Genomic DNA, 25,398 nt, shown 5'->3' with positions numbered 1-25,398 from the left:
ATGCTGAATATCAGCACGACGCAAATCGACGCCTGGATTGCTTTCTACGCCTATCCGCTGGCAAGGATACTCGGGCTTATTGCGACCGCACCGCTCTGGAGTACCGCCGGCATACCCAGGCAGACACGACTGATACTCGGACTGGGAATCACCATCGCCATCGCACCGGCGCTTCCCCCAATGCCTGCGGTTCAACCCGCATCACTGGCCGGCCTCTGGATACTCGGCCAACAGATCCTGATCGGGATCGCCATGGGATTTGCCGCACGCGTCGTATTTGCTGCCATCGACATGGCCGGCACGTTCATCGGATTCCAGATGGGTCTTGGTTTTGCCACCTTCTACGACCCTTTGGAAGGCGCTCAGACACCCGTCCTCGCCGAATTCATCGGCTTGCTGGCGTTGCTGCTGTTTCTGTCACTTGACGGGCACCTGCTCTATGTCTCGACCCTTGCCCAGAGCTTTCACGCCATTCCAGTCGGACCTGAAGCCTTGTCACCCAATAGCTGGCGCAACTTGACCGAACTCGGCAGCAAGATATTTTCGGCAGGATTGCTCTTGGCCCTACCGGTGCTAATTGCACTGATGATCACCAATGTGGCACTGGGGGTCCTGACCAAGGCCGCACCCCAACTAAACCTCTTCGCCCTTGGCTTTCCATTGACTCTGATGGGAGGATTTGCTGGCGTCGCACTCAGCCTGAACTATCTTGCTGTTCCCCTGCAGGCACTCTATGACTATGCACTGCGGGCGATGCTGGGATTTGCGCTACCCGCCGGTCAATAGGATCAGTTTAGTGCGAACGAATCTGCAACTTCATGCTTGATGAAGCGTATCGTACCTCCCGCCACACGGCGCGCACCAAGTGTCTGCGAATCTATCCCTTCGGTGTACTCGGCGATCTGATAACCCGCGTGACCGTTTTCCTGTTGTAACTGGCTGGCTCGGCGCTTCAAAACCTGCAATGCCTCGCCAGAGCCACCGGTATGAAAACGCTTCATTTTCATCGACAACCGATAAGTTTCGCCGGAGAGTTTCGCCTCTTCGATTTCCCAATTGGGCGCCAGGGGATCGTAAATCAGATAGATGGCGGCTGCCGCCCCCAGCGCAACATTCCAGGTTAGCGTGGTGTTGGTGGCCAGGGTAAAGGCATTGGCCCCTGTAGTGGAACACCCCCCCGTTCCCAGACTCAGCGCAGCAATACCGATGGCTAGATAGCGTTTCACAGGATATTGAAGAGGCTGAGTTGACTAGTCTGCTTGAAGGTCAGTTGTGTTGCCTCAAGCTGGGTCTGGTAGCGCATGAAGCGTGAGATCGCCTCTGTATAGTCAAGATCCTGCAATTCGGATAGCCGGACATCGTAAAGATAGTCGATGTCCGTTGCCGTGGTCGTCAGACCGTCCACTGAATTCAATCTTGCACCGAGTGTCGCCCGGACATTGGCAACATGATCAACGGCATTGCTCACATGATCGCGAACCTGCTGAAGTTCAGTAGCAGAAAAACTCATTCCGCTGGACGGATCAATGACATTGATCAGGTTCTGAATGGTATCAAACATGCTCTGACCAGTAACATTCCCCTGGGCATCCTTGACCTGCATAAATGCGTCAATACCACTCTCGGAAACCGCTATGGTTTTTGAGGCAGACACCTGCAAGACATGGCTACCAGCATCTCCGGCATAAACAACATGAGTATTCGTCAAATTGTAGCTAGGCACAGTAGCACCAGCGGCTGGCGGTACAGCGGCAGTATTTATCGAAAATGGCTCCGTGGTCGACTTGTGACCAGAAAAAATGTACGAACCAGTTCCGTCCTGGGTGTTTGCCAAGCCTACAATTGTGTCCAATTGCATTTTTATTTCTTTAGCGATCAGCCCCCTTTGCTCGGGGGAATACGTCGGATTTGCTGCTTGACCAGCAAGTTCCGAAATACGGATCAATGAATTCCCAACACTACCTACTATCCCTTCGGCCAAAGTCAATTTGACGTTAGCATTCGCCTGATTGTTGAGAAACTGTTCGTTAACGCCTTTCGACTGCGACACCTCCAACGCCTCAGAGGCCCCAATCGGGTCATCGGCAGGCGTCATGATCCGACGCCCCGTCGAAAGCTGGTTCTGGGTTTTGAACAACTCGGACTGCAGACTGGTAATGCCCCTCAGGCCCGAGTTAAACATCATTGATGTGCTGACGCGCATAACTATCTCCTCACCTGATCGACAGGATGGTGTCAAACAACGTATTACCGACCTGCAGTACCTTAGCAGCGGCTTGGTATGCCTGCTGGAAGCGCATCAGATTGGCTGCCTCTTCATCGATATTGACTGCAGACAACGAATCCCTTGCATTCTGTGCTTGGGCTAGCACGGCATCCTGTGCCTCCATCCGTACCTTGGCCTCACGCGTGCGGATACCATTTTCAGCCACCAGCCTGGCATAGGATGACTGATAGGTGGCCGTTCCGCCTGAAATCGTGTTCGATGTCTGAAGCTTGGCGAAAAGGAGTGAATTGCGCCCGTCCTGGACACCACCTGTATTCTTTTCTATCGTGAATGCGTCACCAGCCGCAGGTCGACCATTCACCGAGAAGGTCATTCCCTCTGTCCAGATCCCCGCCAAAGTTGCTGTGCCGTTAACTAGGTCTATAGGCCCAGCAGATAGAGGCGCCGCAGTCAGAGGATCGGCTGGGCCGGCCGGGATTGTTGAACCGTCCGAGTAAACGGCGCGCCACGGAGTTGTCAGACCAGTCAGCTGAGTTGCCGTGGCTGTCAGTGTCTGCGGCATATTAGCGATCGAGTAGCCAACCCCGACCACCCCTTGGGACAACACCATCGAACCGCCATTGGCGATATTTGGCATTGTCCGCACCGGAGCCCCAGCGTTGACAAGACGAGGATCGGAAACGATACGCGTATCAAGTTCAATATTTCTTGCGGCCTCGGAAACCGGCTTGATGGTGAAACTGTCACCACTTACCCCAACCGCGGTAATATTGATCGAGATACCGTCAATATTTACCGCACTAGGACCACTCCCGCCCCCGACAATCTGCTTGTCGCTCAAGCGTGTAACCGTATAGGCCCCTGCCGCGCCAAAAGTGACCAGATAATCGCTGGTGGTCAAGTCGGTATAGAAATTACCTTCGTATTTCGGTGCTGATGGCGCTGTCGGTGGAAGAAAGGAGGCTGTAAGGCTACCCGTTCCGGCATTCATCGCACCAGGCAAGACTTTCGGATCAGGCACCGAAAACAGTTCACCGACAAAACCAGTGTCACCGGCCACCCGACCACCCAAATCCATGCCAAGCCCGTATTGGGCATTGAACGTCATTGCCAGCGAAGCGGCAACCCGACCAAGTTCATTAATCGAAGGATCAAGGGAGTTGCTCCTGAAACTGACCAAGCCCCCCAATTCACCACCGACAATCAGTGACTCAGGCAATTCCTGGTTTCCACCGGCAGTCTGCATGCCGATCGCAATCCGGGTCTGATCAGCATTGGAAGCCTGGGCCGTAATTTCCATGGTTCTTCCACCAACAACCAGTTGCTGTCCGGTTCCGATGAAGACATTGAAACTGCCATCGCTATTGGTGCTGGTCTCTACCTTGATCAGCTTGTTCAGTTCGTTGACCAACTGATCCCGCTGATCAAGCAGATCGTTGGGCGGCTGGGAATAACCGGACTGAGCCACCACGATCCGCTGATTCAGATCGGCAATCTGACTCGCATAGGCATTGATATCCGAAACCGCGCTGACAATTCGCCCATTAAGTTGCGAGCCGATTTCGCTCAAACGCATATCCAGGTTCTCGAAACGAGTCACCAGTGTCTGCGCAGCCGTCAGCATCGATTGGCGGGCGGGCAGCGAAGACGGGTTTGCCGAAACCTGCTGCACGCCGGCGAAGAAATCCTGCAATGCAGGCGACAGCCCTGCATCCGGGTCGGCAAGCATGATGTCGATCTGGGATAACTGCGCGTACTGCGCCGACAGACTGCTCACCTGGGTTTGTGCGGTATTGACCTGTCCGGTCAGATAGCTGTCGTATTGGCGCTTGATGGTCACGACATTGACGCCTTGACCAATCGCCCCGGAACCGGTGTTGACGGAGATATTTGTCGCCTGCACCGTACTCTGGCGGGAATAGCCGGGCGTGTGCGCATTGACGATATTGTGCTCGGTCGCAAGCAGCCCCAACTGCGCAGCCTTGATACCGCTAATACCGATGCCTATTAATCCAGAACTCATGATTCACCTCATTGAGGTTTACGGCAGAAAAGCCGAAATGTTTAGGCCCGAATCAACCGATCAGTGCCTGACGCAGCGTTGGCCCGTTGATAATGCGTGCCAACTTGTCGGCATACATCGGATCGGTGGCATACCCTGCCTGTTGCAGTCGACGTGCAAACTCCGTGCCATCCTGCGACCCGATGACTCCGCTGTAGCGCGGACTATTGCGCAAAAGCCCGGCGTAATCGCGGAACGCCTCAGCGTAGGAACCATAAGCCCGAAATTTTTCGACGACCTGCTGAGGCTTACCATCCACGTACTCGGTGGTCACTGTATCTACCGTTGCCCCCGTCCAGCTCTTGCCTGCCTTGATACCAAAGAGATTGTGGGCACTGGAGCCGTCCGGATTGCGAATTTCGCTCTTGCCCCAACCGCTCTCCAACGCTGAGTGTGCGACCAGGAACTGCGGTGGAATACCAGTGGACCGAGAGGCTTCGACGGCATGCGGCCAGACCTGATTCACGAAATCACGCGCCGAAGCCGGCGCCTCAGTACTTCCTTGCGGACCGGTTACTGTCTGTGCAGCATACGCAGCAGAGGTCGGCAGACTGCTCAGCACCTCGCGATACTGCAGATTCCTGGCTACCGGCAGATCCAGCGGCAAGCCCTTGCCGGCAAGGATTGCCGAAATGTCGCCACCAGTCTCCCCGGAAGCCTCTCCAGCAAGATGCTGCCCCAACTGTTGTTCAATCAGTCTGGCGAAGCCGATGCCGTTACCGGAACTTGCCATGTTCTGAGCCATCTGCTGATCAAGCAGGCTGTTGTAGAAACGGGTCTGGTCGCTTTGGAGCAAGCCGTCGGCCGGCACCGTGTCACGCATGCTCTTGAGGACCATCTGCAGAAAGAGTGTCTCGAATTGCTGCGCAGCAGCCTTCAAACCAGCCTGTGGATCTTTCTGAAACTGGCTGCGCAAATCCTGCGATGCCTGGACATCAAAGGCCGCACGATTAGGCGAGTTCTGAATTTTGACCGACATCGCCAAAACCTCAGATCACTTCGAGTTCGGCGCGCAGCGCCCCTGCCGCCTTCATGGCCTGCAGGATGGCCAGAAGATCCATTGGATTGGCCCCCAGGGAATTCAGCGCCTTGACCACATCGGCCAGACTGGCCCCGGCCTTTACACTGACCAGACTCCCATTATCCTGGTTGACCTGAACATCCGGCCCCATGCCACCTGCCTGACCAGCATCGACCACCACCGACAAATTGCCGTGAGCCACAGCACATGGCTGCAACGAAACACGCTGATTCATCACCACCGAACCTGTGCGCGGATTGACAACAACCCTTGCCTGCGAAGCAGCTGCACGCACCTGGATATTCTCGACCCGGCCAAGGAAACTGACCCGCGCATCAGCTGAGTCCGGAGCCCGCAAGGCAATGCGACGACCATCTATGGCCTGAGCCGTACCTTCGCCCATCGTCTTGTTGATCGCCTCGACCATATTCATCGCTGTTCCGAAATCCGACTCGGACAACTCGTAATAGACAAACCCGCCTTGGCCCAATGCGGTTGCGACACTGCGTTCAACTGTCGCACCACCAGGAATTCTGCCGGCAGAAAGATGGTTGACCGTAACACTGGCTCCGCCCGCACCACCACCTGCGCCGCCAACCATCACGTTACCTTGCGCCATGCCGTAAACCTGTCCATCCGCCCCCTTCAACTGGGTCAGCAGCAAGGTTCCACCACGCAGGCTCTTGGCATTGCCGATGGACGAAACCGTCACATCAATAGCCTGACCCGGTTTGGCAAACGGTGCGAGATTTGCGGTGACCATGACTGCCGCCACATTCTTCAACTGCAACTTGGTCGCCTGGTCGGCCGTCAGGTTGATTCCCATCTGGGACAACATATTCCCCATTGCCTGGGTCGTGAACGGCGTCTGGGTAGTTTGGTCACCCGTACCATCGAGACCGACCACAATCCCGTAACCGATCAACTGATTGTTACGCACCCCTTGGAGAGAGGCCAGATCCTTGATGCGCTCAGCGTGGACCGGGGTAGCAAAGAGGGGCCCGAGGCAGCCGACCAGCAGCGCCACGTACATCATTTTCTTGGTGGCAGAGAAGGCGTTCATGACTGGACCATCCTGAAACAGTGACTAGAATGGCAAGACACTAAGAAAGAAACGTGCCAGCCAGCCCATGACCTGCCCTTCAGCCACCTGACCTGAAGACTTGTATTCGATGCGGGCATCGGCAATCTTCGCTGAATCAACCGTATTGGAGAAATCGACAAAGGCCGGGTTGACGACGCCGGAGATGCGGATGAATTCCTGCTCTTCGCCAATCGCGATCTGCTTCTCGCCGGAAACCAGCAAATTGCCGTTCGGCAAGACGTCGATCACCGTCACCGTCAAATTGCCGCTGAAAACGGCATTGTTTGCCGCCTCACCTTTGCCGCTGAAGTTGGTAGTACTCTCGCCTGCCATTTGCAAACCACTCAGGCCGCTAACCGGCAAACCAGTAAGGGCACTGATCGATGCAGACTGGCTACCGGAACGATCAAGTTTGTTGCTGGCCTTTTTGGAGGCAGAGGTATTTTCGGTAATCTTGATGGTAATGGTATCGCCGACGAAGCGCGCCCGACGATCTTCGAACAAGGGGCGACTGTTTGCCGCCTGAAAAATTGCGCCGTTGGCCAGCGGTGCGACTTGCCTCACTTCGGGACGGGCAGTCATCGGCTGATGAACATTGGTTGGCGGTACACTCGTACACGCCGCGAGCAGAAAACAGGCGAGCAGGCAAAAGACTTTCATGACTTCACCTCACATCTGAGTCAGGCGGCCAAGCATTGCATCGGAAGTCGAAATCACCTTCGAATTCAGCTCGTAGGCACGCTGGGTCTGGATCATCGTTACCAGTTCCTCGGCCACATTGACATTCGATGTCTCAACATAGCCCTGATTGACAATGCCGGCACCGTTGGCTCCCGGCGCATTCGGCGTCGGAGCACCACTGGCCGCCGTTTCCAGATACAAATTCTGGCCGATACTCAGCAGGCCACCATTGTTGACAAAACTGGCCAGCTGGAAGGCGCCAATTTCAGTTGCCGCAGCACTTCCCGGCTGCGTTACTGTCACCGTGCCATCATTGCCGATCGACACCGTAAGCGCGTCGGCCGGAATCGTGATGTTGGGCTGCAAAGGGTAGCCCTCGGAAGTAACGATCTGCCCTTGATTATCCTTGTGGAAGGAGCCATCGCGCGTATAGCCGGTGGTCCCATCAGGCAGCAACACCTGGAAAAAACCATTGCCGTTGATGGCGACATCCAGCGGGTTATCGGTTTTTTGCAGATTGCCCTGGGTAAATATCCGCGCCGTCGCCACCGGCCGTGCCCCTGTACCCAATTGCAAGCCAGTAGGCACCTGAGTCTGTTGCGATGTCTGTGCCCCTGGTTGGCGCATGTTCTGATAGAGCAGATCCTCGAACACTGCGCGGGCACGCTTGAAGCCATTGGTACTGACGTTTGCCAGATTGTTTGAAATAACATCCAGCTGCGTCTGTTGGGCATCAAGACCGGTACGGGCAATCCACAGGGAACGTATCATTTTTCTTTCCTATCAACCATTAAGCGACAGCAACTGATCGGCGCGCTGGGCGTTCTGATCTGCGGTCTGCATCATCTTGATCTGCAACTCGAACTGACGGGAAAGACTGATCAGATTGACCATGGCGTCCGTCACATTGACATTGCTGCCCTCCAGCGCCCCGGAGGCCACGCGTACATTCTCATCAACCGGTGCCGGCTGGCCACTACGCAAGCGAAATAGCCCATCAGCCCCGCGGACGAGATCACCTTCCGGCGGATTCACCAGCTTGAGGCGGCCAACCGGGTTGACGTTGTTCGGTGTTCCGAAGGTAGGAATGATCGACACCGTTCCATCGGGCGCGATTTCCACATTGTTATCGGGCGGAATGGCAATCGGCCCACCATCCCCCAGAACCGTCTGACCGCCCTTGGTTTGCAACTCACCATTGACATTGACATCCAGGCTGCCAGCACGCGTATATGCTTCACTTCCATCCGGCAGTTGTACTGCCAGCCAGCCACGCCCCTGGACGGCCACATCGAGATTGCGCCCGGTAAACATCAGCGGGCCCTCCTCGAATACATCGGCGACTGAGGCATCAACCACGAATGCCCGCGTCGGCATTCCCTCTCCCTGCACCTCTACCGCCCGGAACCGGTGTTCCTGTGCCTTGAACCCGATCGTGCTGGCATTTGCCAGATTGTTCGCGGTACCAGCCTGCTGCATGAATACATGCTTGGCACCGGTCATCGCGGTATAGATCAGGCGGTCCATGTCAGTATCCCGTCACACTTAACGCAGGTTGACCAGCGTCTGAAGCACTTGGTCCTGGGTCTTGATCGACTGTGCATTGGCCTGGTAGTTACGCTGATTGGTAATCAGATTCACCAGTTCCGATGTCAGATCGACATTCGACTCTTCAACCGTGGACGATGAAAGTACACCGAGACTTGAAGTATTCGGAGCACCAACCAGTGCCGGCCCCGAAGTCGAAGTTTCGGCCCACTGATTATTACCTAGGGACTGCAGGCCATTTGGATTCGTGAAGTTGGCCAGTACAACCTGTCCCTGGGCGAAGCTTTGTCCGTTACTGTAGCGACCGAGGATCACACCGTCGTTACCAACAGCAAGACCAATCAGATTGCCTGCCGTATAGCCATCCTGTTCCAGGCGGTTGGTACCGGATGGACGACCGAACTGCGTTGTTCCGGTGAAGTCAACTTCGAAGCTTATGACCGGATCGGCTCCGTTGGTCGTCCCCAGCGCTCCCATCACGTTATTCAAATCGATCTGCAAGCTCATTGGGTTGCCACTGGCAATCTGCCCCAAGGTATTGAACTGCAGTGCGTTGGCCGGCGTCACCGTAACATACTGATTACTGGTACCGTCCACGTTGAATGCGACATTCCACTCGCCAGAAGCTGCAGTTTTTTCGAAAAACATCGTCAGGGTATGGGCATTACCTAGGCTGTCAAAAATCGAAAGAGCAGTGGAATAGTTGTAGGACTGCGGGTCCGGCGTATAATTGGCACCTCTCATCCCCGCCGTGCGTGCAGCGGTTGCTGCAAGCACAGAGCCACCAGCACCGATTACCGCGTCGTAGGCAGCCTGGGAAGCTTCCGCCTGGGTACTGCTGGCAGCAATCGCCGCATCATAAGCAGTAGCACCAGCAGTTGCCTGACCTGCCGTACCACCACTAGCCGTGACACCGGCAGTGATATCTGCGCCAGTCGGCACCGCCGCGTCCACCCATGGAATTTCCGGCACTACGCTGCGAGAATCGAGCTGCAGAACGGCCTTGACGCCTCGAAACGTGCTGCTGTCATTGGTGCCGGTAGCTACAGGAGCCAGATCGGAAGAGGATATCTGCAAGGGCATTGGCGTAGACGGGACGATGATCCCGGACAGCGCGGCATAACCGGTCAAACGCATTGACTGGTCGTTGATGATGTAGCCGTTCTTGTCGAGATGGAACTGGCCATTGCGTGTAAACGTCGTCGCACCATTACTATCCATCCGGAAAAACCCGGAACCGTTGATCGAGATGTCCAACGGGTTGTTCGTGGCAGTGATGTTACCCTGCGTAAACTGCTGCTGAACTGCTGCCAGATTAACCCCGATGCCAACCTGGCTGGCGCCGGCACCGCTGAGGGATGCTGCATAGACGTCCGAAAAATGCGCCGACGCTGCCTTGTAACCAACCGTGCTTGCGTTGGAAATATTGTGGCTGGTGACATCAATCGCCTTGCCGGCCACGTTCAGGCCGCTGAGTGCTTGCTGGAAAGCCATTTTCTAACCTCGCTCAGAGTATCTGCTGCACGTCCTTGATCGGCACCATTCCCATGCCGCCAAGATCAAGGAGAAATTCATTCTTCCCTCTTACAACAGCAGAAACCGTGCCAACCTGCGCAGTGGCAGCCTCAATATCCTTTCCACCCGAAGTCGCAGTAACGCTAAAAGAATAGTTGCCATCAGGCACGGCATTGCCGTCAGCGTCCTTGCCATCCCAGGCAAAGTAGAAGGTCCCGGCCTTGTGCTCACCGAGCTCTTCGGTCTGTATTTCCTTGCCGCTGGCGTCTTTGATGGTCACCTTGACCGAATCCGCATTTCCAACGAGCGCTATGCCGCCGAAGGCCTTGCCATCGGCAAGCGGCAAGCTGTTGCCGGCAATCATGACATTTTTGCCGATGATCGCTGCCGCCTGCATCCCCTGCGCCTCGTTGTATCCATTGAGCAGTTGAGTCATCGAGGTATTCAGCTTCTCGATCCCGCTGACCGTATTCAACTGAGCCATCTGGCTGGTCACCTGGGCGTTATCCATCGGATTCAATGGATCCTGATTCTTGATCTGAGCCATCAACAGGGTCAGAAAGCGGCCTTCAAGATCGGCAGCCGCACCGCTTGCCTTGGTTTCGGATTTGCCCGCCAGGGACGCAAACAAATCTGCCGGCGTAGTTGAGGTGGTATTGGAAACACTGGACATGATCAACTCCTAGAATTTATCTGTTTAGCCTTGCTGACCAATCTGCAAGGTCCGCAGCATCAGGCTTTTGGCAGTATTCATGACTTCAACATTGGTCTGATATGAACGCGACGCGGAAATCATGTTGGTCATTTCCTCAACCACATTGACGTTGGAAAAGGCCACGTAGCCCTTTTCGTCTGCAGCCGGGTTTTTCGGGTCATAGACCATCCGGGGAGGCGCCGCGCTATCAACCACGCCTCGCACGCGAACTCCTTTCGACATCTCCCCGGCGCCCCCCATCGGAGTTGCCTCGAAGACAACCTGCTTGGCCCGATACGGCTGCCCGTCCGAAGAGACGATGCTGTCCGCATTTGCAAGATTCGAAGCGACGGTGTTCAAGCGCATCGACTGCGCGGTCATCGCGCTGGAGGAAACCTGAAAGACGTTGAAAAGACTCATGATTTTTCTCCGTTAACCTTGGGTACTGCTCATTGCCGTGCGCAGCCCCTTGAACTTGTCACCGATCAATTGGGTAAGTATCTGGTACTGAATGGCGTTCTCGGCGATCTGGGCTCTTTCGACATCCATGTCGACTGTGTTGCCATCGACAGCCGATTGCGTCTCACTGCGAAACTGCAAGTGGGCTGCCCCGGTGCTGCCGCTGCCAGCGATATGAGCACGCGCCGTGGTTGCCATAGTCAGAGCACCACCCGCTTCGCGCCCGGCCATTGCATTCGCCATGGCTGAAGAGAATTCAAAATCGCGAGCCTTGTACTGGGGTGTATCGGCATTGGCGATATTGGAGGCAAGCACCTGATGGCGCTGAGCACGCAAATCGAGCGCCTTGCTGTAAACCCCGAAGTGACTGCTGTAATCTGCCATCTCATGCCTTTCTGATCTAAATCTGACGTTATAAAAGCATGGTTCATGCCAGGATTTTGGTTTCGCGCATTAACAAAGCTGGGGCACAATCACGCCATGATAGTTCGCACCATTCTCCTTCTTCTCGCAGCCCCAGCCCTTTGGGCGAGCGAAGCGAATCCGGTCATCGAAGCCGCAGAACGGCACGCCCGGCAACTGGTCGAGGGACAGCCGGGAGAAATCCGCATTGCTGCAGACCCGATCGATACCAGCCGTCTGATTCCATGCGCCACCCTGGAAACTTATACCCCCCCCAACACCCGCACTATTGGACGCACCCACATCGGGGTACGCTGCCAAGAATCAGCCAACTGGAATATCCTGGTTCCCGTACGCATTTCGATCATCAGCGACTACGTACGCACCAGTCGCTCGTTGCTGGCGGGCAAAACGTTGCGGGCAAGCGACCTGGTTATCAGCTCCGGCGACCTGTCCACACTACCCACAGGCACAGTTATCAGTATCGACCGCGCTATCGGCAAGACCCTGCGCAACTCAGTTGGCGCCGGACAAGCATTGCGTGCTGATCAACTGCAGGCCCCTCTGGTTATTCGCCAAGGGCAAAATGTCAAGGTTGTCTCCCGCGGCCCGGGCTTTCTCGTCAAAGCTGATGGCAAGGCAATGAACAATGCAGCGGAAGGTGAACTCGCTCGTGCCCGCATGCTCTCAGGAAAAACCTTGAGTGGCATTGCACAACAGGATGGCTCCATTCTTTTGGCAAATTGAGCTAAAGTTTCAGCCGCAGTGACCGTAATATCGAACAACACTTAAAGTAATGCGAGTTCAATCATGAAAATCGACACTTCGACCTTCAAGTCGCCGCCACTGCGTACCACCCCCCCCCCCAGAAAACTGCCGACAATGCTGCTCGCACCGCTGAAGCAGTCAGTCTGAGCGCGCCGGCCGCCCCGACCCAAGGCACCGAAAAACCACCGGTCAACGCTACAAAAATCCAGGAAATCAAGGATGCGATTGCTCAGGGCCGCTTCAAGATCAATCCGGAATCGATCGCAGACGGGCTGATCGAAACTGCCCGAGATTTGGTCAACAGCCAGCGCAAGGCCTGATGTCGGAACTGCAGCAGTTACTCGAGACAGAAAAGGGTTTGGTAACCCGTTTTCTGGATCTCCTTCGCGAAGAGCAATCTGCTCTCGTTGAGGGTCTTGCCGAGACCTTGAGCGTCTTGAACCAGACCAAGCTTGAGTTGATTGACACCCTCAACACCGCAGAAGCGGCAAGAGGCGCATTCATTGCGGCAAGCTCTACCGGCAACGGCAAGGCAGAAATGAAAGCTTGGTTGCTACGCCACCCTGCAGAAAAATCCGCTCGCTTGCTGTGGGAAGAGATTCTTGATCTCGCCAGGGAAGCACGGCAATTGCACGAAATGAACGGCGAATTGATCGCGATGCATCTGAGCAAGACCTCCGAAGCGATAGACATCCTGACTCAACGCCAGAAGGAAGCCGCGCTCTACGGCAGCAATGGGCAGGCGGCAAGCGGCACGGGCAGCCGCATCGTCGACTCCGCCTGACCCCGCCAGTCATTTACTGAGCAGGCTGCACCAAGGCCTGACTGGTCAATTCGGTGGGCTCTTCCGGTCTTTCGGAGTCTATCAGGATGCTGACCCGACGATTCCGCGCACGCCCTTCAATGCTGGTATTGGTTTCCACCGGTCGCGTTTCGCCGTAACCAATCGCAGTCAACCTCTCGGCACCAACGCCTGCGTCATTGAATAAACGCAACACGGTTGTGGCCCGCATTGCCGACAACTCCCAGTTCGAAGGAAACTGAGCCGTCGCAATAGGCACATTGTCGGTGTGCCCTTCAATTGTTATGGGAAAGTCCGAATCGGCGAGCACAATTGCCACCGCCTGCAATGCATTGATTGACTCCGACTGCAGACGCGCCTGCCCCAGGGAAAACAGGATACTGTCATTGATTTCAATCGTGACGCCGCGGCTGGTTTCAAGCAGCCGAACCTTGCCTTGGGCGACTAGTGGCTGCAAGGCCTGCATGATGTCTCCGGCAACATCGCGCATTTTTTCCCGCTTGACCGCCTTTGTTTCGTCAAGCTTCTGCTGCTCCATCAGACGATCAGGCTTGGTCACTGGTTTCGGCGGCAAAATTGGGGCCCCTTGCAGGATCGCCATCGGCTGCCCGCCAATTTCACCGGTTGTATTCTTGAAGGCGTTAACCAGCGAGTTGGACAAAACCTTGTATTTTCCTTCGTTGACCGAAGAAATTGCATACATCACGACAAAGAATGCAAACAACAGGGTGATGAAATCCGCATAGGAAACCAGCCAGCGCTCGTGGTTTTCATGCTCTTCTTCCCGTCGCTTCCGGCGGGCCATCAGCGCAAATAACCCTTCAGGCGACTTTCGATGATGCGCGGGTTGTCACCAAGCGCAATACCAACCAGACCATCGATCATCATTTCACGTGATGCAACCATCCTGGATATGTAGTACTTCAGCTTGCCGGCAATCGGAAGATAGATCAGGTTGGCCAGACCAACCCCATAGATCGTTGCGACAAAGGCCACCGCGATACCTGGCCCCAGTTTGGTCGGATCGGACAAGTTCTCCATGACGTGAATCAGCCCCATGACTGCGCCAAGAATTCCGATGGTCGGCGAGTAACCGCCGGCAGATTCCCATATCTTCGCAGACTGGCGCCATTCATCCTCAAAGGTATCAATATCCACTTCCAGAAGCTCCCGAATACGCTCCGGATCGGCTCCATCCACCAGAAGTTGCAGCCCCTTCCGGGTAAATTCGTCCTTGATGCCAGGAATGAAGTTCTCCAGCGCCAGCAACCCCTCGCGGCGCGACAACTGACTCCAGTTGAGTATCTGGTCGATTGTCCGCTTCTGCTCGATGACTGGTGGCACCCAGACCCACTTGGTCATTTTCAAACCGCGCTTGAAAACATGAAACGGGCTTTGCAGCAGCACCGCCCCCAGCGTCCCGCCAAGGACGATCAGCAAGGCGGTTGGCTGAACCAGCGAGCCCACGTGCCCCCCCTCCAGTATCTGACCGCCGATGATTGCAACCAACCCGAGAAGCAGGCCGGCTATGCTGATCTTATCCAAGCGTCTTCTCCTTGCGGCGCTTGCTGACGGCGACCTGGACATCGCCGACCAGCTGCCCTCGCAGACGGGCAATCGCCTGACTGTGCAACTGGCAGACACGGGACTCGGTGACCCCCATGACCTCGCCGATTTCCCGCAAATTGAGATCCTGCTCGTAATAAAGCGCCATCATCAGCTTCTCGCGCTCCGGCAAGCGGGAAATCGCACGAACCAGATTTTCGCGGATATCCTTGTCTTCTAGTATTCCCGCTGGATCGCCTTCAGAATCCGTGAAATGACGCGAAAGAAAGTCCTCGTCATCATCACCGCCGAAATCTTCGTAGTACACCAGTTGATGACCTCGCGCGTCCTGAAGCACCTTCTGGTAGTCAGTCAGAGTCATCCCGAGAGCATCGGCCAGTTCCTGTTCAGAAGGAGCACGGCCGTGTGCATGTTCCAGCTGATTGATGGCCTGCTCTATCCGCCGTAACTCTCGCCGCATGTTGCGTGGCAGCCAGTCATTGGCCCGCAGACCATCAAGCATCGCACCACGCACGCGCTGCGTCGCATAGGTTTCAAACTGCGCACCAAAGCCTTCCTCGAAACGGTCTATAGCATCGAGCAGGCCAAGCATGCCATTCTGAACCAGATCATCAAACTGGACATTAGCTGGCAACCGCGCCATCAGGTGATAGGCGATACGCTTCACCAGCGGCACGAAGCGCTGAACCAACTCATTCCGGTCTGGCTGCCCCGCTGCAGTGTACATCAGGCTCTTAATACGTTCGGTGTTATACGTTGGCTCAAGTGTAGCAGTTGCTGGAGGAAATGTTCGACCCCGCCTTGCTCGCCTTGACTCTGCTGCCAGTACTGCAGATCGGCGGCAAGGTCACGGAACGCTGTCGCCGATGGTGAATCCGGCGCCTGAAAAAGGACAGGGCGGCATAACTGGCTGGATAGCCGCAATGATTCGTCCAAAGGAATAGCCCCCGCATAATCGAGCGTCGCTACACCACGCTGGGTCGCCACTTGGGCGATATTTTCGTAGATCGATCGCGCATCAGCCTGGCTGCGCACCTTGTTAACCAGGATCCGGAAATGGCGGCGCGAAAAAGCGTGACTAACTTTTTTAATCAGTGCGTAGGCTTCGGTTATGGATGCACTATTTCCGGACAAGACCACTACCGTCTCCTGGGACACCAGGCCGAATGGTGAAAACCCGTTTGGGTGTGCCATGCTGGCATCAACCAGGATGACATCGATCGAACGCTCCAGGCCAGACATCGCATCAACCAGCGTCTGTTGTTGATGCAGTGACAGGCGACCGAGTTTCCGGGCGGCTTTGGCCGCAGGCAAGATGGAAAGCCCGTTCATCGGGCGCAACAGCACCTGCGTCAGGAGCAACTCACGTTGAACCACGTTCAGCAGGTCATGCGCCGATTGCAGACCGAACGATGCAGCGATATCGTCACCAGGAACATGCTCGTCGATGATCAGCACTTCCTTGCCCAGGCGCGCCAGTGCCACGCCAAGATTGGCCACAGTCACACTTCGCCCGACCCCCTCGCAGCCAGCAACGAAAGTGATGACCTGCAAACCCGAGCCTCCAAGCAAGCGACGCAGACCAGCCGCCTGATCAACCCGAAAATCAGCCACGACGGCCTCCCACTGCAAGCATGCCAGCATTGGCCATCATCAGACCGGGTTCGACGCCATTGTATTTGTGGGGCGAGGTTTCCGGCACATCCTTGAATGCGCGATGCAGCAAATAGCCACGGTTCGGCAGATGCAGGTCTTCCGGAACACGTTGACCATTCGAGACGTAGTACAGCGCCAGTCCATGCCGCATAATGACATCCAGAGGCGTTGCAAGACTGGCCGCCTCATCAATCTTGGTCAGAATACAGCCGGCAAGATTATCACCCGAATAGGCACGCACCACATCGTCCAGAGTATCGCCACGCGAAGTGGATGAAAGCAACAGCAAGCGCTGCACATCGCAACCTGCCAGCATGTCGGTCATCTCGGGCACCAGCTTGTCTTTCTGGCTCATCCCCATGGTGTCAACCAGGACCATGTGCTTGTGCTGCAGTTCGGACAACGTCTGGCGCAACTCCAGCGCATCCTTGACCAGATAAACCGAAACCCCAAGGATACGTCCGTAAATACGCAGTTGCTCGTGCGCGCCGATCCGGTAGCCGTCAGTAGTCACCAGCGCCACCTTGCTCGGACCATGACGCAACACACAACGGGCAGCCAGCTTGGCGGTGGTTGTGGTTTTACCGACCCCCGTCGGTCCTACCAGTGCATAGACACCACCACGATCAACGATGTCGCTTTCACTGCCTACCGTCAAAAGCGAACGATCAGCAGCCCCCTTGACCCAGGCCATGGCTTGGACGCTATCCATCTCCTGCGGCAGATCAGCAAGCAAATCACGCGCCAGTTGGGGCGAAAAACCTGCATCCAGCATCTGTCTCAGAACCTCGGTCTTGACCGGCTCCGTACGTGCGGCTTCCCCCCAGGCAAACCCTGCAAGATGCTGCTCCACAATTTTCCTCAGGGAGCGTATTTCGTCCATCACCACCTGCGGGACGACCTCCGCCTCCACTTTTCGTGTGGCAGTTGCCTGAGTCTGGGATGCAGGCGCCGGCCTTGCCGGTATCGCGCCAGACATTTGCGGGCGAGGCATCTCGCCATTCCGAAGCGCTCCGGTCCGAGGTATGCCGGCGTTCACCTGACCCACAGGACGTTGTGGCTGAGCTGCCGGACGTGGTGCCACTGACGCGGAAGCAGAAGGGGACGGCACGGACGCTGCACCACTAACCCTGGCACGCGCAGAACTGAGCAGCACCCGATAATCTTCGTCATCGGCTATCTGAGGTTTGCGCTCGACCGGTGGCGGGGCAATTTCTCCGGTTTGCGTCGGCACGATCATTGCCATGTCGCGCGCAGCGACCGCCATGATTTCCACGCCTCCCGGAATTCCACGGTTGGACAGAATGATCGCATCATTGCCCAGGGTTTCCTTGACTTTACGCAAGGCATCCCTGGCGTTGGCGGCGATGAATTTTCTGACGTTCATGTTTTACCTCCGATGATCGAGGTCACCTTGATGATTCGATTTTCTGGAACTTCGTTGTGCGACAGCACTTTCAATTGAGGAACAGTACGACGCAGGAATCTGGATAGAAGCAAGCGCAGGCTTGATGGAACCAGTAGCACCGGCGGCAAGCCGAGACTTTCCTGGCGCCCTGCCGATGCTGCAGTTTCGCGCACTAGCGTATCGGCCAGTCCGGGTTCGAAACTTGTATTCTCCGAACCACCGGCGACTGCTTGGGCGAGCAGTCGCTCCAGCGTGGGATCGAGCGACATGACCTGCATTTCCCCGGTACCCGGGAACATCTGCTGGACGATTGCCCGGCCGAGCGCGATACGTACCTGGGTGATGAGTTCGTCCGCATTCTGGGTACGCGTTGCGTGGTCTGCGACGACTTCGATGATCGTCCGCATGTCGCGGATATGGACGCCTTCTTCCAGCAAGCCCTGCAGGATTTTTTGCAGGACACCCAAGGACAGGGCCTTGGGTACGAGGTCCTCGACCAGCTTCGGCATTTCTTTCGCCAGATGATCCAGTAGTTGTTGCACTTCCTGTCGCCCCAGCAATTCACCGGCATGCGTCAGAATCAGGTGATTGAGGTGCGTCGCAACGACCGTCGAGGCATCTACAACGGTGTAGCCATAGGCTTGTGCCTGATCGCGTTGTGAAGCATCAATCCAGATGGCTGGCAAGCCGAAAGCCGGGTCTTTGGTTGCAGTCCCATTCAGCGTACCAGCCACGCGCCCAGGATTGATTGCCAGAAACTGCCCGGAAAACGCTTCGCCCGAGCCAATCTCCACCCCCTTGAGCTGAATGCGATAGGCATTCGGCTTCAATTCGAGGTTGTCGCGGATATGTACTGGCGACACGAGAAAACCGACCTCCTGGGCAAACTTTTTGCGAATACCGCGGATACGGCGCAGCAATTCACCATCTTGCGACTTGTCGACCAGCGGAATCAGGCGGTAACCGACTTCCAACCCAAGCACATCCAGAGGCGCCACATCATTCCAGCTGGCATCAAGTGCTTCGGGCATCGAGGGAGGAGCAACCTTGACCGGCGTATTGACGACGCGCTGCTGCGTATTGGCTAACTTCCAAGTAAACCAGGCGAGGGAACCACCAATCAGCAGGAACACAAGATTGGGCATTCCTGGAATGATGCCGATCAACCCGATGATTGCTGCCGTAATGCCCAACACTTTGGCATTGCTGAATATCTGAGCAACAAACTGTTGCCCCATGTCGCGCTCATCGGATACCCGCGTAACCACCAGGCCGGCAGCAATAGAAATCACCAACCCGGGAATTTGTGCAACCAAACCATCACCAATCGCCAGCAGGGTATAGACCCTGGCAGCCTCACCGATCGGCATGTCATGCTGAGCCATGCCAACGATCAACCCCCCGACGATATTGAGCAGCGTGATGATGATGCCGGCAATCGCATCACCCCGTACGAATTTCGACGCACCGTCCATGGAGCCGTAGAACTCCGACTCGCGGGAAATATCCGACCGCCGCTGCCGTGCCTCATCCTCACCGATCAAACCGGCATTCAGGTCAGCGTCGATCGCCATCTGTTTGCCAGGCATCGCGTCCAGCGTAAACCGCGCCGAAACTTCCGCGACACGACCAGCACCTTTGGTGATCACCATGAAATTGATGACCACGAGAATCAGGAATACGATGATCCCGACAGCAAAATTACCACCAACCAGAAAATGCCCGAAAGCCTCGATAACCTTGCCCGCAGCATCGGTCCCGCCATGCCCCTCGAGCAGAACGATGCGCGTCGACGCCACATTCAGCGACAGACGCAACAGGGTGGTCACCAGAAGAACGGTCGGAAAAACCGAGAAATCCAGCGTTTTCCGGGTATTGACCGCAACCATCAGGATCAGCACTGAAACTGCGATATTGAAAGTGAACAGCAGGTCGAGAATGAAAGGCGGCAGCGGCAGCACCATCATGGACAAGACCATGAGGATGAGAATCGGCGACGCCATCTGGATGACGTTCAAACGGCCGAACAGACTTTGAATACCCATGGAACCTGCAGCCATTTATGCAGCCTCCGGAACAAGTTCAGGGGGCACCGGCAACTGCCGGGGAGGCACCGGATAAGCACCACCCGCCTGTCGCCACTGAGCCAGCTGATAGATATAGGCGAGCACCTCGGCAACCGCGTTGTAAAGCGCAGCAGGAATCTCCTTGTCGAGGTCGGCATGTTTGTACAGCGCCCGCGCCAACGGCGGGGCCTCAAGTGTCGGGACGGCGTGCTCGGCAGCGACTTCCCTGATTTTCATGGCAACCGCCCCCGTCCCTTTGGCCACCACCTTGGGCGCTGCCATTCCGGCCTTGTATGACAGAGCTACGGAAAAGTGCGTTGGGTTGGTCACGATCACATCTGCCTGAGGCACAGATTGCATCATGCGCCGTCTTGCCGCCTGCATCTGCAGACTGCGAATCCGCCCCTTCACATGCGGATCGCCCATCATTTCCTTCATTTCCTGCTTGACCTCATCTTTGGTCATTTTCAGCTTGTGGTAGTAATGCCATAACTGGAAGGGCACATCCGCCGCCACGACAAGAAACAGCGTCAGAACCAACATCAGAAATGCGAACAAAACCATCCTGCCTGCATGCGCCAGAGCCGTCTCCAGCGGCTCGGCCAGCAGGCCGAAAATTTCGTCACGCTGACTTGATATCAGCAAGACGGCAACACCGCCGACCAGAAGCGCCTTGAGAATAGCCTTGCCGAGTTCCATCAGACTGTTCCAGGAAAACATCCGACCCAGACCAGCGAGCGGATTCATTCGCTTGATATCAGGAACAAGAGCAGTAGGTGAAAAAACCCAGGCATTCAAAAAGAAGGGAGGCAAGACCGAGGCCAGAACCAGCAGACCGAACAGGGGTGCAAACAGGAAAAAGGCATCCCCGGAAACTTCGGCCAGGCGCGGCACCATCATTGCCGGTTCATGCATGTAGCGCGGCTCGAAAGAAAAGGCCTTGCGGGTGATCTCGATGGCTCGCTCCATGAACCACCCACCCATCATCCACAACGTCGAAGCAGCGACGATAAGCACCAGAAACGTACCGAGCTCGCGGGACTGGGGAATCTGCCCCTTTTCCCGAGCTTGCTCGATCCGCCTGCCGGTAGGCTCTTCAGTTTTCTCGAGATCGCTATCTTCAGCCATGACCGTTATCTAACAAAGTTGTGGCTATTATAGAAAAAAACCAAGAAAATTAAATAGGTAGCGCTGTTTTTTTATTCCGTTTCGAGGTAAACCCTGCAAGCCAATGACAGACAGGTAAACACCAAAAAAGAAAGAGGGGGCAAAGCCCCCTCTTTAACTCGTTGACCTGCAAGGAATTAAGTATCGTCAGGAAAATTCAAAATTCCGGATGGCTGTACCCGCATCGGTGTGCTGCCCCAGATCGGTTAACAACTCCTTCATATCCAGAATCAGGACAATCTGGCCATTCGACAATGTGGTTACGCCAGCAACGCCCTTGGGACGAAAATCTTCAAGCGACTTGATAACTGCATCATCGCGACCAGCAAAGCTGTCAACGCCGAGAATGAAACTGCGCTCTGCCGTCTGCATGAACACCCCGTACTCAGGGGAACGATCCAGCGGCCAGCCGAGCATCCTGGCCAGAGAAATGACAGGCAGCACTTCGCCGCGAACCACCAGGGTTTCCTTACCGCCGACTTCCTGAATCCGCTGCTGATCGATCGGCAGGATTTCGCGGACCAAGGACAAAGGCAGCGCAAAGGGCTGATCGCCAAGAAGCACGAGAAGAACCGGCAAGATTGCTAGGGTCAACGGCAGTGAAATGAGGAAAACCGAACCCTTACCCGGTTCCGAACGAATTTCTACAGAGCCGTTGAGTTTCTGGATGTTGGTCTTGACCACATCCATCCCGACACCTCGACCCGAGACATCGGAAATCTGTGTCTTGGTCGAGAAACCGGGCAGGAAAATCAGGTTCAGGCTCTGACGCTCATCCAGAGTATTGGCTTCTTCCTCGGAAATCAGACCCTTGTCCACAGCCTTGGCACGAATCCGTTCGGCGCTCATCCCCTTGCCGTCATCGGCAATGATCAGAACGATATGATCGCCCTCCTGACGGGCTTCGAGACGCACCAGGCTCTTTGCCGGCTTGCCAGCCGCTGCACGCTCTTCCGGCATTTCCACGCCATGATCGACGGCATTGCGAATCAGGTGAATCAGGGGATCGGCGAGATCCTCGATCATCGTCTTGTCGACTTCCGTTTCCTCACCAGCCAGCACCAGTTCGACATCCTTGCCAAGCTGGCGCGCAAGATCACGGGCAATCCGCGGATATTTCTGGAACAGGCGCCCGATTGGCTGCATCCGTGTCTTCATCACGGAGTTCTGCAAATCCGACACCAGCAAATCAAGCTGGCTAACCGCCTGATCGAGCGCGTGCAGTGTTTCCGAGTCACTCTTGCCGGCGAGAATATCTGCTCGCAAGCTGGTCAGACGATTCTTCGTCAAGCCAATTTCACCGGACAGATTCAGCACCTGATCAAGACGCGAGGTATCCACTCGAATCGTGTTCTCCCGGCCCCGCTCCTCAGCGCGCCGAGAAGCTCCGGCCTGTCCTGAGGGCCGATCGCTGACCCGGCGCCCGAAAGGAGAAGGCGCCTGGGCGTCCTTGACAGAACCAGCAGGCGCCACGACCGGCGTAGCAGGCGCAGCTTCGGCCCGGGTAATCAATTCCCCCTGAGCCGCCGCCTGCACAGATTCGCCAGTAACCGCAGCCTGCAACTGAGCCCAGTCCGGTTCGCCAGAAGCTGCGGCCACTGCGGCCGGTCTCTCCGGTTCGGCAACTGCTGGCGCTACCGGTACCGGCGCTTCACCACTCAGCGCACCTTGCAGCGCAGCAATCACCCTCGCCTCGGCCGGTTGCGGCTGAACGCCCTGCCCCAACTCACCGAACATCTCGCGAACGCCCTTGGTGGCGTCCATGATGACATCCATCAATTCGGCAGTCAGCTCGAGTTCGCCATTACGCAAGCGGTCGAACAGGTTTTCCGTCAGATGACACAACGTAACCAGTTCGCTCGCATTGAGAAATCCGGCCCCCCCTTTGACTGTATGAAAGCCGCGAAAAATATCATTCAGCAGACCTTTGTCATCAGGCGTCTTCTCCAGGTCGACCAACTTGTTGTCGACATCGGACAAGAGATCGTGGGCTTCCTGCAGGAAATCCTGCAGAAGATCTTCCATTCCCGAAAAATCACTCATTTTCGATCCTCCTCAGAACCCGAGGCTATCGAGCAGGTCATCCACCTGCTCCTGATTCACCACGACATCGGTGCGACCTTCCGCATTGACGACAGGCCCGTTCATCAAACTGGTTACTTCCTCGGTCCGCTTGGCATCGGGCAACACTTCGATGAGCAACCCCATGAGACCACTTTCAAGATCCTGAGCCAAGGCAACGATCTTCTTGATCACTTGGCCAGTCAGATCCTGAAAATCCTGAGCCATCATGATTTCAGTCAACTGAGCATGCGTTCCCTGGGTCTTTTCCGGCATCTGCTGGTTAAGAAACTGCCGCGTCTCCACAGCCAGCTGCTTGAACTGCTCGGGCGTCATCTGATTGGCAAAGACCTTGTCCCATGATGCGCCCAGAGTCTTCGAGCGCGCCGCCATGTCATCGACCAGCGGCCCGGCGATATCTGTTGCATTGAGCACCCGGCACGCCGCCTGTTCGGTCAGGTTCGCCACATAGGCCAGACGATCCTTTGCGTCCGGCAATGCCGATACCGTTTTCTCGATCAATTTGTCGTAGCCGAGTTGCCCCAGTGTGTCATGCAGCGCACGGGCCATGTGACCGATGCGGTTGAACACGACTTCCTGCTGTGACCAGTTCTCGCCCTGGGCCTGCGCCGCTGCGGCTAACACACCTTTGGCAACCGGGACGGCGCTTTCGGCTGCAACACTGTCGAACAGGGCCTGCAGGTCATCGTTGTCACCATCAACCGATTTGGCAGGTGTCGCAACCGGTGCGGGCGCTGGTGGTGTCGGCGCAACCGGCTGATAATCCGTAGCAATCGAGTCAAAGAGCGCTTCGAGATCGGAGGAATCATTACTTGCTGACATGCTACCTCCTTACGCCTGACCGTATTTTTCGAAAATCTTGTTCAGCTTCTCGGACAAGGTTCCGGCCGTAAAAGGCTTGACGATATAGCCGCTGGCACCGGCCTGAGCTGCCGCAATGATATTTTCCTTCTTGGCTTCCGCCGTGATCATCAGAACCGGCAAATGCTTCAGATTAGGCGTCGCGCGGATGGTCTGCAACAAGGTCAGACCATCCATGTTCGGCATGTTCCAGTCGGTAACGACAAATTCGAAACCACCACCCTGCAGCTTCTGCAGCGCAATTGCTCCGTCCTCGGCTTCGTCGACATTGGTAAAACCAAGCTCCTTCAACAGGTTGCGAACGATACGGCGCATGGTCGAAAAATCGTCCACCACCAGGAACCTCGTTTTGGGATCAGCAGCCATGCAACACTCCAATATGTTTTCTGTTATCGCTCAATCAGCGGACGCAAGGTATCCGCCAGCGCCTCGGCGTCAAATTTTGCTACGTAGGCATCCACGCCGACCGATTTGCCCATCGCCCGGTTCGCTTCGGAAGAAAGCGAGGAGTGCATGACAACCGGAACGCCCTCGAAGCGGGGATCGGACTTGATGTTCTTGGTCAGCACGTAACCGTCCATTTCCGGCATTTCGGCATCCACCAGAATCAATCTGATTTCATCACGGATATTGGTGCCGATCTGCAAGGCATGTGCAGCGATACCCTGCAAGCGCGTCCACGCCTCCATGCCGTTGGTGGCATGCTTGTGCCGCACACCGAGCTTGTCGAGTACTTCGGAAATCTTGCGCCGGGCAACGACCGAGTCGTCGACAAAGAATATGCTGGTATCCGGATCGACGCGAGCCGGCGTGATATCCACGATCATTGCTTCGCCGAACGCATTGGCAAGAATCTGCTCGACATCGAGAATGGAGACCAGACCGCCCCCCTCCAATTCGATCACCGCGGTGATCAAACCATGATTTGCCGTCAAGACACTTTCCGGTGCCTTCACGCGTTCCCAATCTACCCGGATGATCCGGTCAACTTCGTGAACGAGAAAGCCCAGGGTACGCTTCGAGTACTCGGCAACCATCATGGTCTTTCCCAGACCGGGAGGAACACCATCCAGCTGCATGAACGGCGCCAGGGAAAGCACCGGGATCACGTTGCCGCGAAGGGAAATCAAGCCTTCAACACCACGCGGCATGTTTGGCGTCTTGGTGATGTGCGGCGTCCGTCCGACTTCACGCACCTTGAAGACGTTGATGCCAAAAATCTCACGGGTCCCGAGGGAAAACAACAAGATCTCCATCTTGTTGGAACCAGCGAGGCGGGTCCGCGCATCAACACTATCGAGCAGATTCTTGTTTTCGACCAGATTCATT

Annotated in this window: 26 protein-coding genes and 1 pseudogene; 4 read left to right on the top strand and 23 right to left on the bottom strand. The window is 55.9% G+C overall.

What is annotated here, in order from left to right:
• Positions 1–786 carry a flagellar biosynthetic protein FliR gene (fliR, locus tag BJN45_RS04185; protein WP_076092313.1) on the top strand — a complete coding sequence of 262 codons (786 nt, stop codon included), beginning with the start codon at positions 1–3 and terminating at the stop codon, positions 784–786.
• 2 nt (positions 787–788) lie between these two features.
• Here fliR and BJN45_RS04180 read toward each other — a convergent pair whose 3' ends face one another.
• The 12 genes from BJN45_RS04180 to flgB are packed head-to-tail and all read right to left on the bottom strand — an operon-like array spanning position 789 to position 11,675.
• A complete protein-coding gene (locus BJN45_RS04180) occupies positions 789–1,226 on the bottom strand; it encodes a hypothetical protein (protein WP_083650784.1) in 438 nt (145 codons plus the stop codon).
• On the bottom strand, positions 1,223–2,203 hold the full coding sequence (flgL, locus tag BJN45_RS04175) for a flagellar hook-associated protein FlgL (protein WP_083650782.1): 981 nt from the start codon (positions 2,201–2,203) through the stop codon (positions 1,223–1,225). The genes BJN45_RS04180 and flgL overlap by 4 nt, the downstream gene beginning before the upstream one ends.
• A 10-nt stretch (positions 2,204–2,213) precedes the next feature.
• Positions 2,214–4,250, bottom strand: coding sequence for a flagellar hook-associated protein FlgK (flgK, locus tag BJN45_RS04170; protein ID WP_076092309.1), 2,037 nt, complete (start codon positions 4,248–4,250; stop codon positions 2,214–2,216).
• A gap of 52 nt (positions 4,251–4,302) precedes the next feature.
• Entirely contained in the window at positions 4,303–5,268 is a 966-nt protein-coding gene (gene flgJ, locus BJN45_RS04165) for a flagellar assembly peptidoglycan hydrolase FlgJ (RefSeq protein WP_076092307.1), read from the bottom strand.
• A 10-nt stretch (positions 5,269–5,278) separates the two neighbouring features.
• On the bottom strand, positions 5,279–6,343 hold the full coding sequence (locus BJN45_RS04160; RefSeq protein ID WP_076092560.1) for a flagellar basal body P-ring protein FlgI: 1,065 nt from the start codon (positions 6,341–6,343) through the stop codon (positions 5,279–5,281).
• A 54-nt stretch (positions 6,344–6,397) separates the two neighbouring features.
• Positions 6,398–7,054 carry a flagellar basal body L-ring protein FlgH gene (locus BJN45_RS04155; RefSeq protein WP_076092305.1) on the bottom strand — a complete coding sequence of 219 codons (657 nt, stop codon included), beginning with the start codon at positions 7,052–7,054 and terminating at the stop codon, positions 6,398–6,400.
• A gap of 9 nt (positions 7,055–7,063) precedes the next feature.
• The gene (gene flgG / locus BJN45_RS04150) at positions 7,064–7,846 is read right to left on the bottom strand and encodes a flagellar basal-body rod protein FlgG (RefSeq protein ID WP_076092303.1); all 783 of its coding nucleotides are present in this window, start codon (positions 7,844–7,846) and stop codon (positions 7,064–7,066) included.
• A 12-nt stretch (positions 7,847–7,858) separates the two neighbouring features.
• The gene (gene flgF, locus BJN45_RS04145; RefSeq protein ID WP_076092301.1) at positions 7,859–8,602 is read right to left on the bottom strand and encodes a flagellar basal-body rod protein FlgF; all 744 of its coding nucleotides are present in this window, start codon (positions 8,600–8,602) and stop codon (positions 7,859–7,861) included.
• Between the two features lie 18 nt (positions 8,603–8,620).
• Positions 8,621–10,117: a flagellar hook protein FlgE gene (locus tag BJN45_RS04140; protein WP_076092299.1), complete on the bottom strand. Its 1,497-nt coding sequence runs from the start codon at positions 10,115–10,117 to the stop codon at positions 8,621–8,623.
• A gap of 13 nt (positions 10,118–10,130) precedes the next feature.
• Positions 10,131–10,811 carry a flagellar hook assembly protein FlgD gene (locus tag BJN45_RS04135; protein ID WP_076092558.1) on the bottom strand — a complete coding sequence of 227 codons (681 nt, stop codon included), beginning with the start codon at positions 10,809–10,811 and terminating at the stop codon, positions 10,131–10,133.
• Between the two features lie 24 nt (positions 10,812–10,835).
• Entirely contained in the window at positions 10,836–11,252 is a 417-nt protein-coding gene (gene flgC / locus BJN45_RS04130; RefSeq protein ID WP_076092298.1) for a flagellar basal body rod protein FlgC, read from the bottom strand.
• A 12-nt stretch (positions 11,253–11,264) separates the two neighbouring features.
• Positions 11,265–11,675, bottom strand: coding sequence for a flagellar basal body rod protein FlgB (gene flgB / locus BJN45_RS04125; protein WP_076092296.1), 411 nt, complete (start codon positions 11,673–11,675; stop codon positions 11,265–11,267).
• Between the two features lie 96 nt (positions 11,676–11,771).
• Here flgB and flgA point away from each other — a divergent pair, with 96 nt between their 5' ends.
• The 3 genes and pseudogenes from flgA to BJN45_RS04110 all read left to right on the top strand — a co-directional run bounded on the left by flgA (position 11,772) and on the right by BJN45_RS04110 (position 13,245).
• Entirely contained in the window at positions 11,772–12,440 is a 669-nt protein-coding gene (gene flgA, locus BJN45_RS04120; protein ID WP_076092294.1) for a flagellar basal body P-ring formation chaperone FlgA, read from the top strand.
• 161 nt (positions 12,441–12,601) lie between these two features.
• Positions 12,602–12,781 (top strand): annotated as a pseudogene (gene flgM / locus BJN45_RS18235) (flagellar biosynthesis anti-sigma factor FlgM); the annotation flags it as partial.
• Positions 12,781–13,245: a flagella synthesis protein FlgN gene (locus tag BJN45_RS04110; RefSeq protein WP_076092292.1), complete on the top strand. Its 465-nt coding sequence runs from the start codon at positions 12,781–12,783 to the stop codon at positions 13,243–13,245. The pseudogene flgM and the gene BJN45_RS04110, both read left to right, overlap by 1 nt.
• Before the next feature lie 13 nt (positions 13,246–13,258).
• Here the strand turns inward: BJN45_RS04110 and motD are convergent, their stop codons facing one another.
• The 11 genes from motD to BJN45_RS04055 all read right to left on the bottom strand — a co-directional run bounded on the left by motD (position 13,259) and on the right by BJN45_RS04055 (position 25,397).
• Positions 13,259–14,068 (bottom strand): flagellar motor protein MotD, encoded by an 810-nt coding sequence (gene motD / locus BJN45_RS04105; RefSeq protein WP_076092290.1) that lies wholly within the window; start codon positions 14,066–14,068, stop codon positions 13,259–13,261.
• Positions 14,068–14,808 (bottom strand): flagellar motor protein, encoded by a 741-nt coding sequence (locus BJN45_RS04100; protein WP_076092288.1) that lies wholly within the window; start codon positions 14,806–14,808, stop codon positions 14,068–14,070. The genes motD and BJN45_RS04100 overlap by 1 nt, the downstream gene beginning before the upstream one ends.
• Positions 14,801–15,556, bottom strand: coding sequence for an RNA polymerase sigma factor FliA (locus tag BJN45_RS04095; RefSeq protein ID WP_076092286.1), 756 nt, complete (start codon positions 15,554–15,556; stop codon positions 14,801–14,803). The genes BJN45_RS04100 and BJN45_RS04095 overlap by 8 nt, the downstream gene beginning before the upstream one ends.
• Positions 15,556–16,443, bottom strand: coding sequence for a MinD/ParA family ATP-binding protein (locus tag BJN45_RS04090; RefSeq protein ID WP_076092556.1), 888 nt, complete (start codon positions 16,441–16,443; stop codon positions 15,556–15,558). The genes BJN45_RS04095 and BJN45_RS04090 overlap by 1 nt, the downstream gene beginning before the upstream one ends.
• A complete protein-coding gene (flhF, locus tag BJN45_RS04085) occupies positions 16,436–17,872 on the bottom strand; it encodes a flagellar biosynthesis protein FlhF (RefSeq protein WP_076092284.1) in 1,437 nt (478 codons plus the stop codon). Before flhF ends, BJN45_RS04090 begins: the two co-directional genes overlap by 8 nt.
• Positions 17,869–19,953 carry a flagellar biosynthesis protein FlhA gene (flhA, locus tag BJN45_RS04080; RefSeq protein ID WP_076092282.1) on the bottom strand — a complete coding sequence of 695 codons (2,085 nt, stop codon included), beginning with the start codon at positions 19,951–19,953 and terminating at the stop codon, positions 17,869–17,871. Before flhA ends, flhF begins: the two co-directional genes overlap by 4 nt.
• Positions 19,954–21,087: a flagellar biosynthesis protein FlhB gene (flhB, locus tag BJN45_RS04075; protein WP_076092280.1), complete on the bottom strand. Its 1,134-nt coding sequence runs from the start codon at positions 21,085–21,087 to the stop codon at positions 19,954–19,956.
• 186 nt (positions 21,088–21,273) lie between these two features.
• Positions 21,274–23,169: a chemotaxis protein CheA gene (locus tag BJN45_RS04070; RefSeq protein WP_170873016.1), complete on the bottom strand. Its 1,896-nt coding sequence runs from the start codon at positions 23,167–23,169 to the stop codon at positions 21,274–21,276.
• A gap of 12 nt (positions 23,170–23,181) precedes the next feature.
• Positions 23,182–24,030 carry a protein phosphatase CheZ gene (cheZ, locus tag BJN45_RS04065; RefSeq protein WP_076092275.1) on the bottom strand — a complete coding sequence of 283 codons (849 nt, stop codon included), beginning with the start codon at positions 24,028–24,030 and terminating at the stop codon, positions 23,182–23,184.
• A 9-nt stretch (positions 24,031–24,039) separates the two neighbouring features.
• Entirely contained in the window at positions 24,040–24,435 is a 396-nt protein-coding gene (gene cheY / locus BJN45_RS04060) for a chemotaxis response regulator CheY (protein ID WP_076092273.1), read from the bottom strand.
• A gap of 23 nt (positions 24,436–24,458) precedes the next feature.
• Positions 24,459–25,397: a chemotaxis protein gene (locus BJN45_RS04055; RefSeq protein ID WP_076092271.1), complete on the bottom strand. Its 939-nt coding sequence runs from the start codon at positions 25,395–25,397 to the stop codon at positions 24,459–24,461.
• Position 25,398 lies beyond the last annotated feature (1 nt).

The sequence above is a fragment of the Azonexus hydrophilus genome (assembly GCF_001956855.1).
GTDB classification, from domain to species: Bacteria; Pseudomonadota; Gammaproteobacteria; order Burkholderiales; family Rhodocyclaceae; genus Azonexus; species Azonexus hydrophilus_A.
The sequence above is the reverse complement of the archived record's forward strand: the minus strand, read 5'-3'. Positions and strand labels throughout refer to the sequence as shown.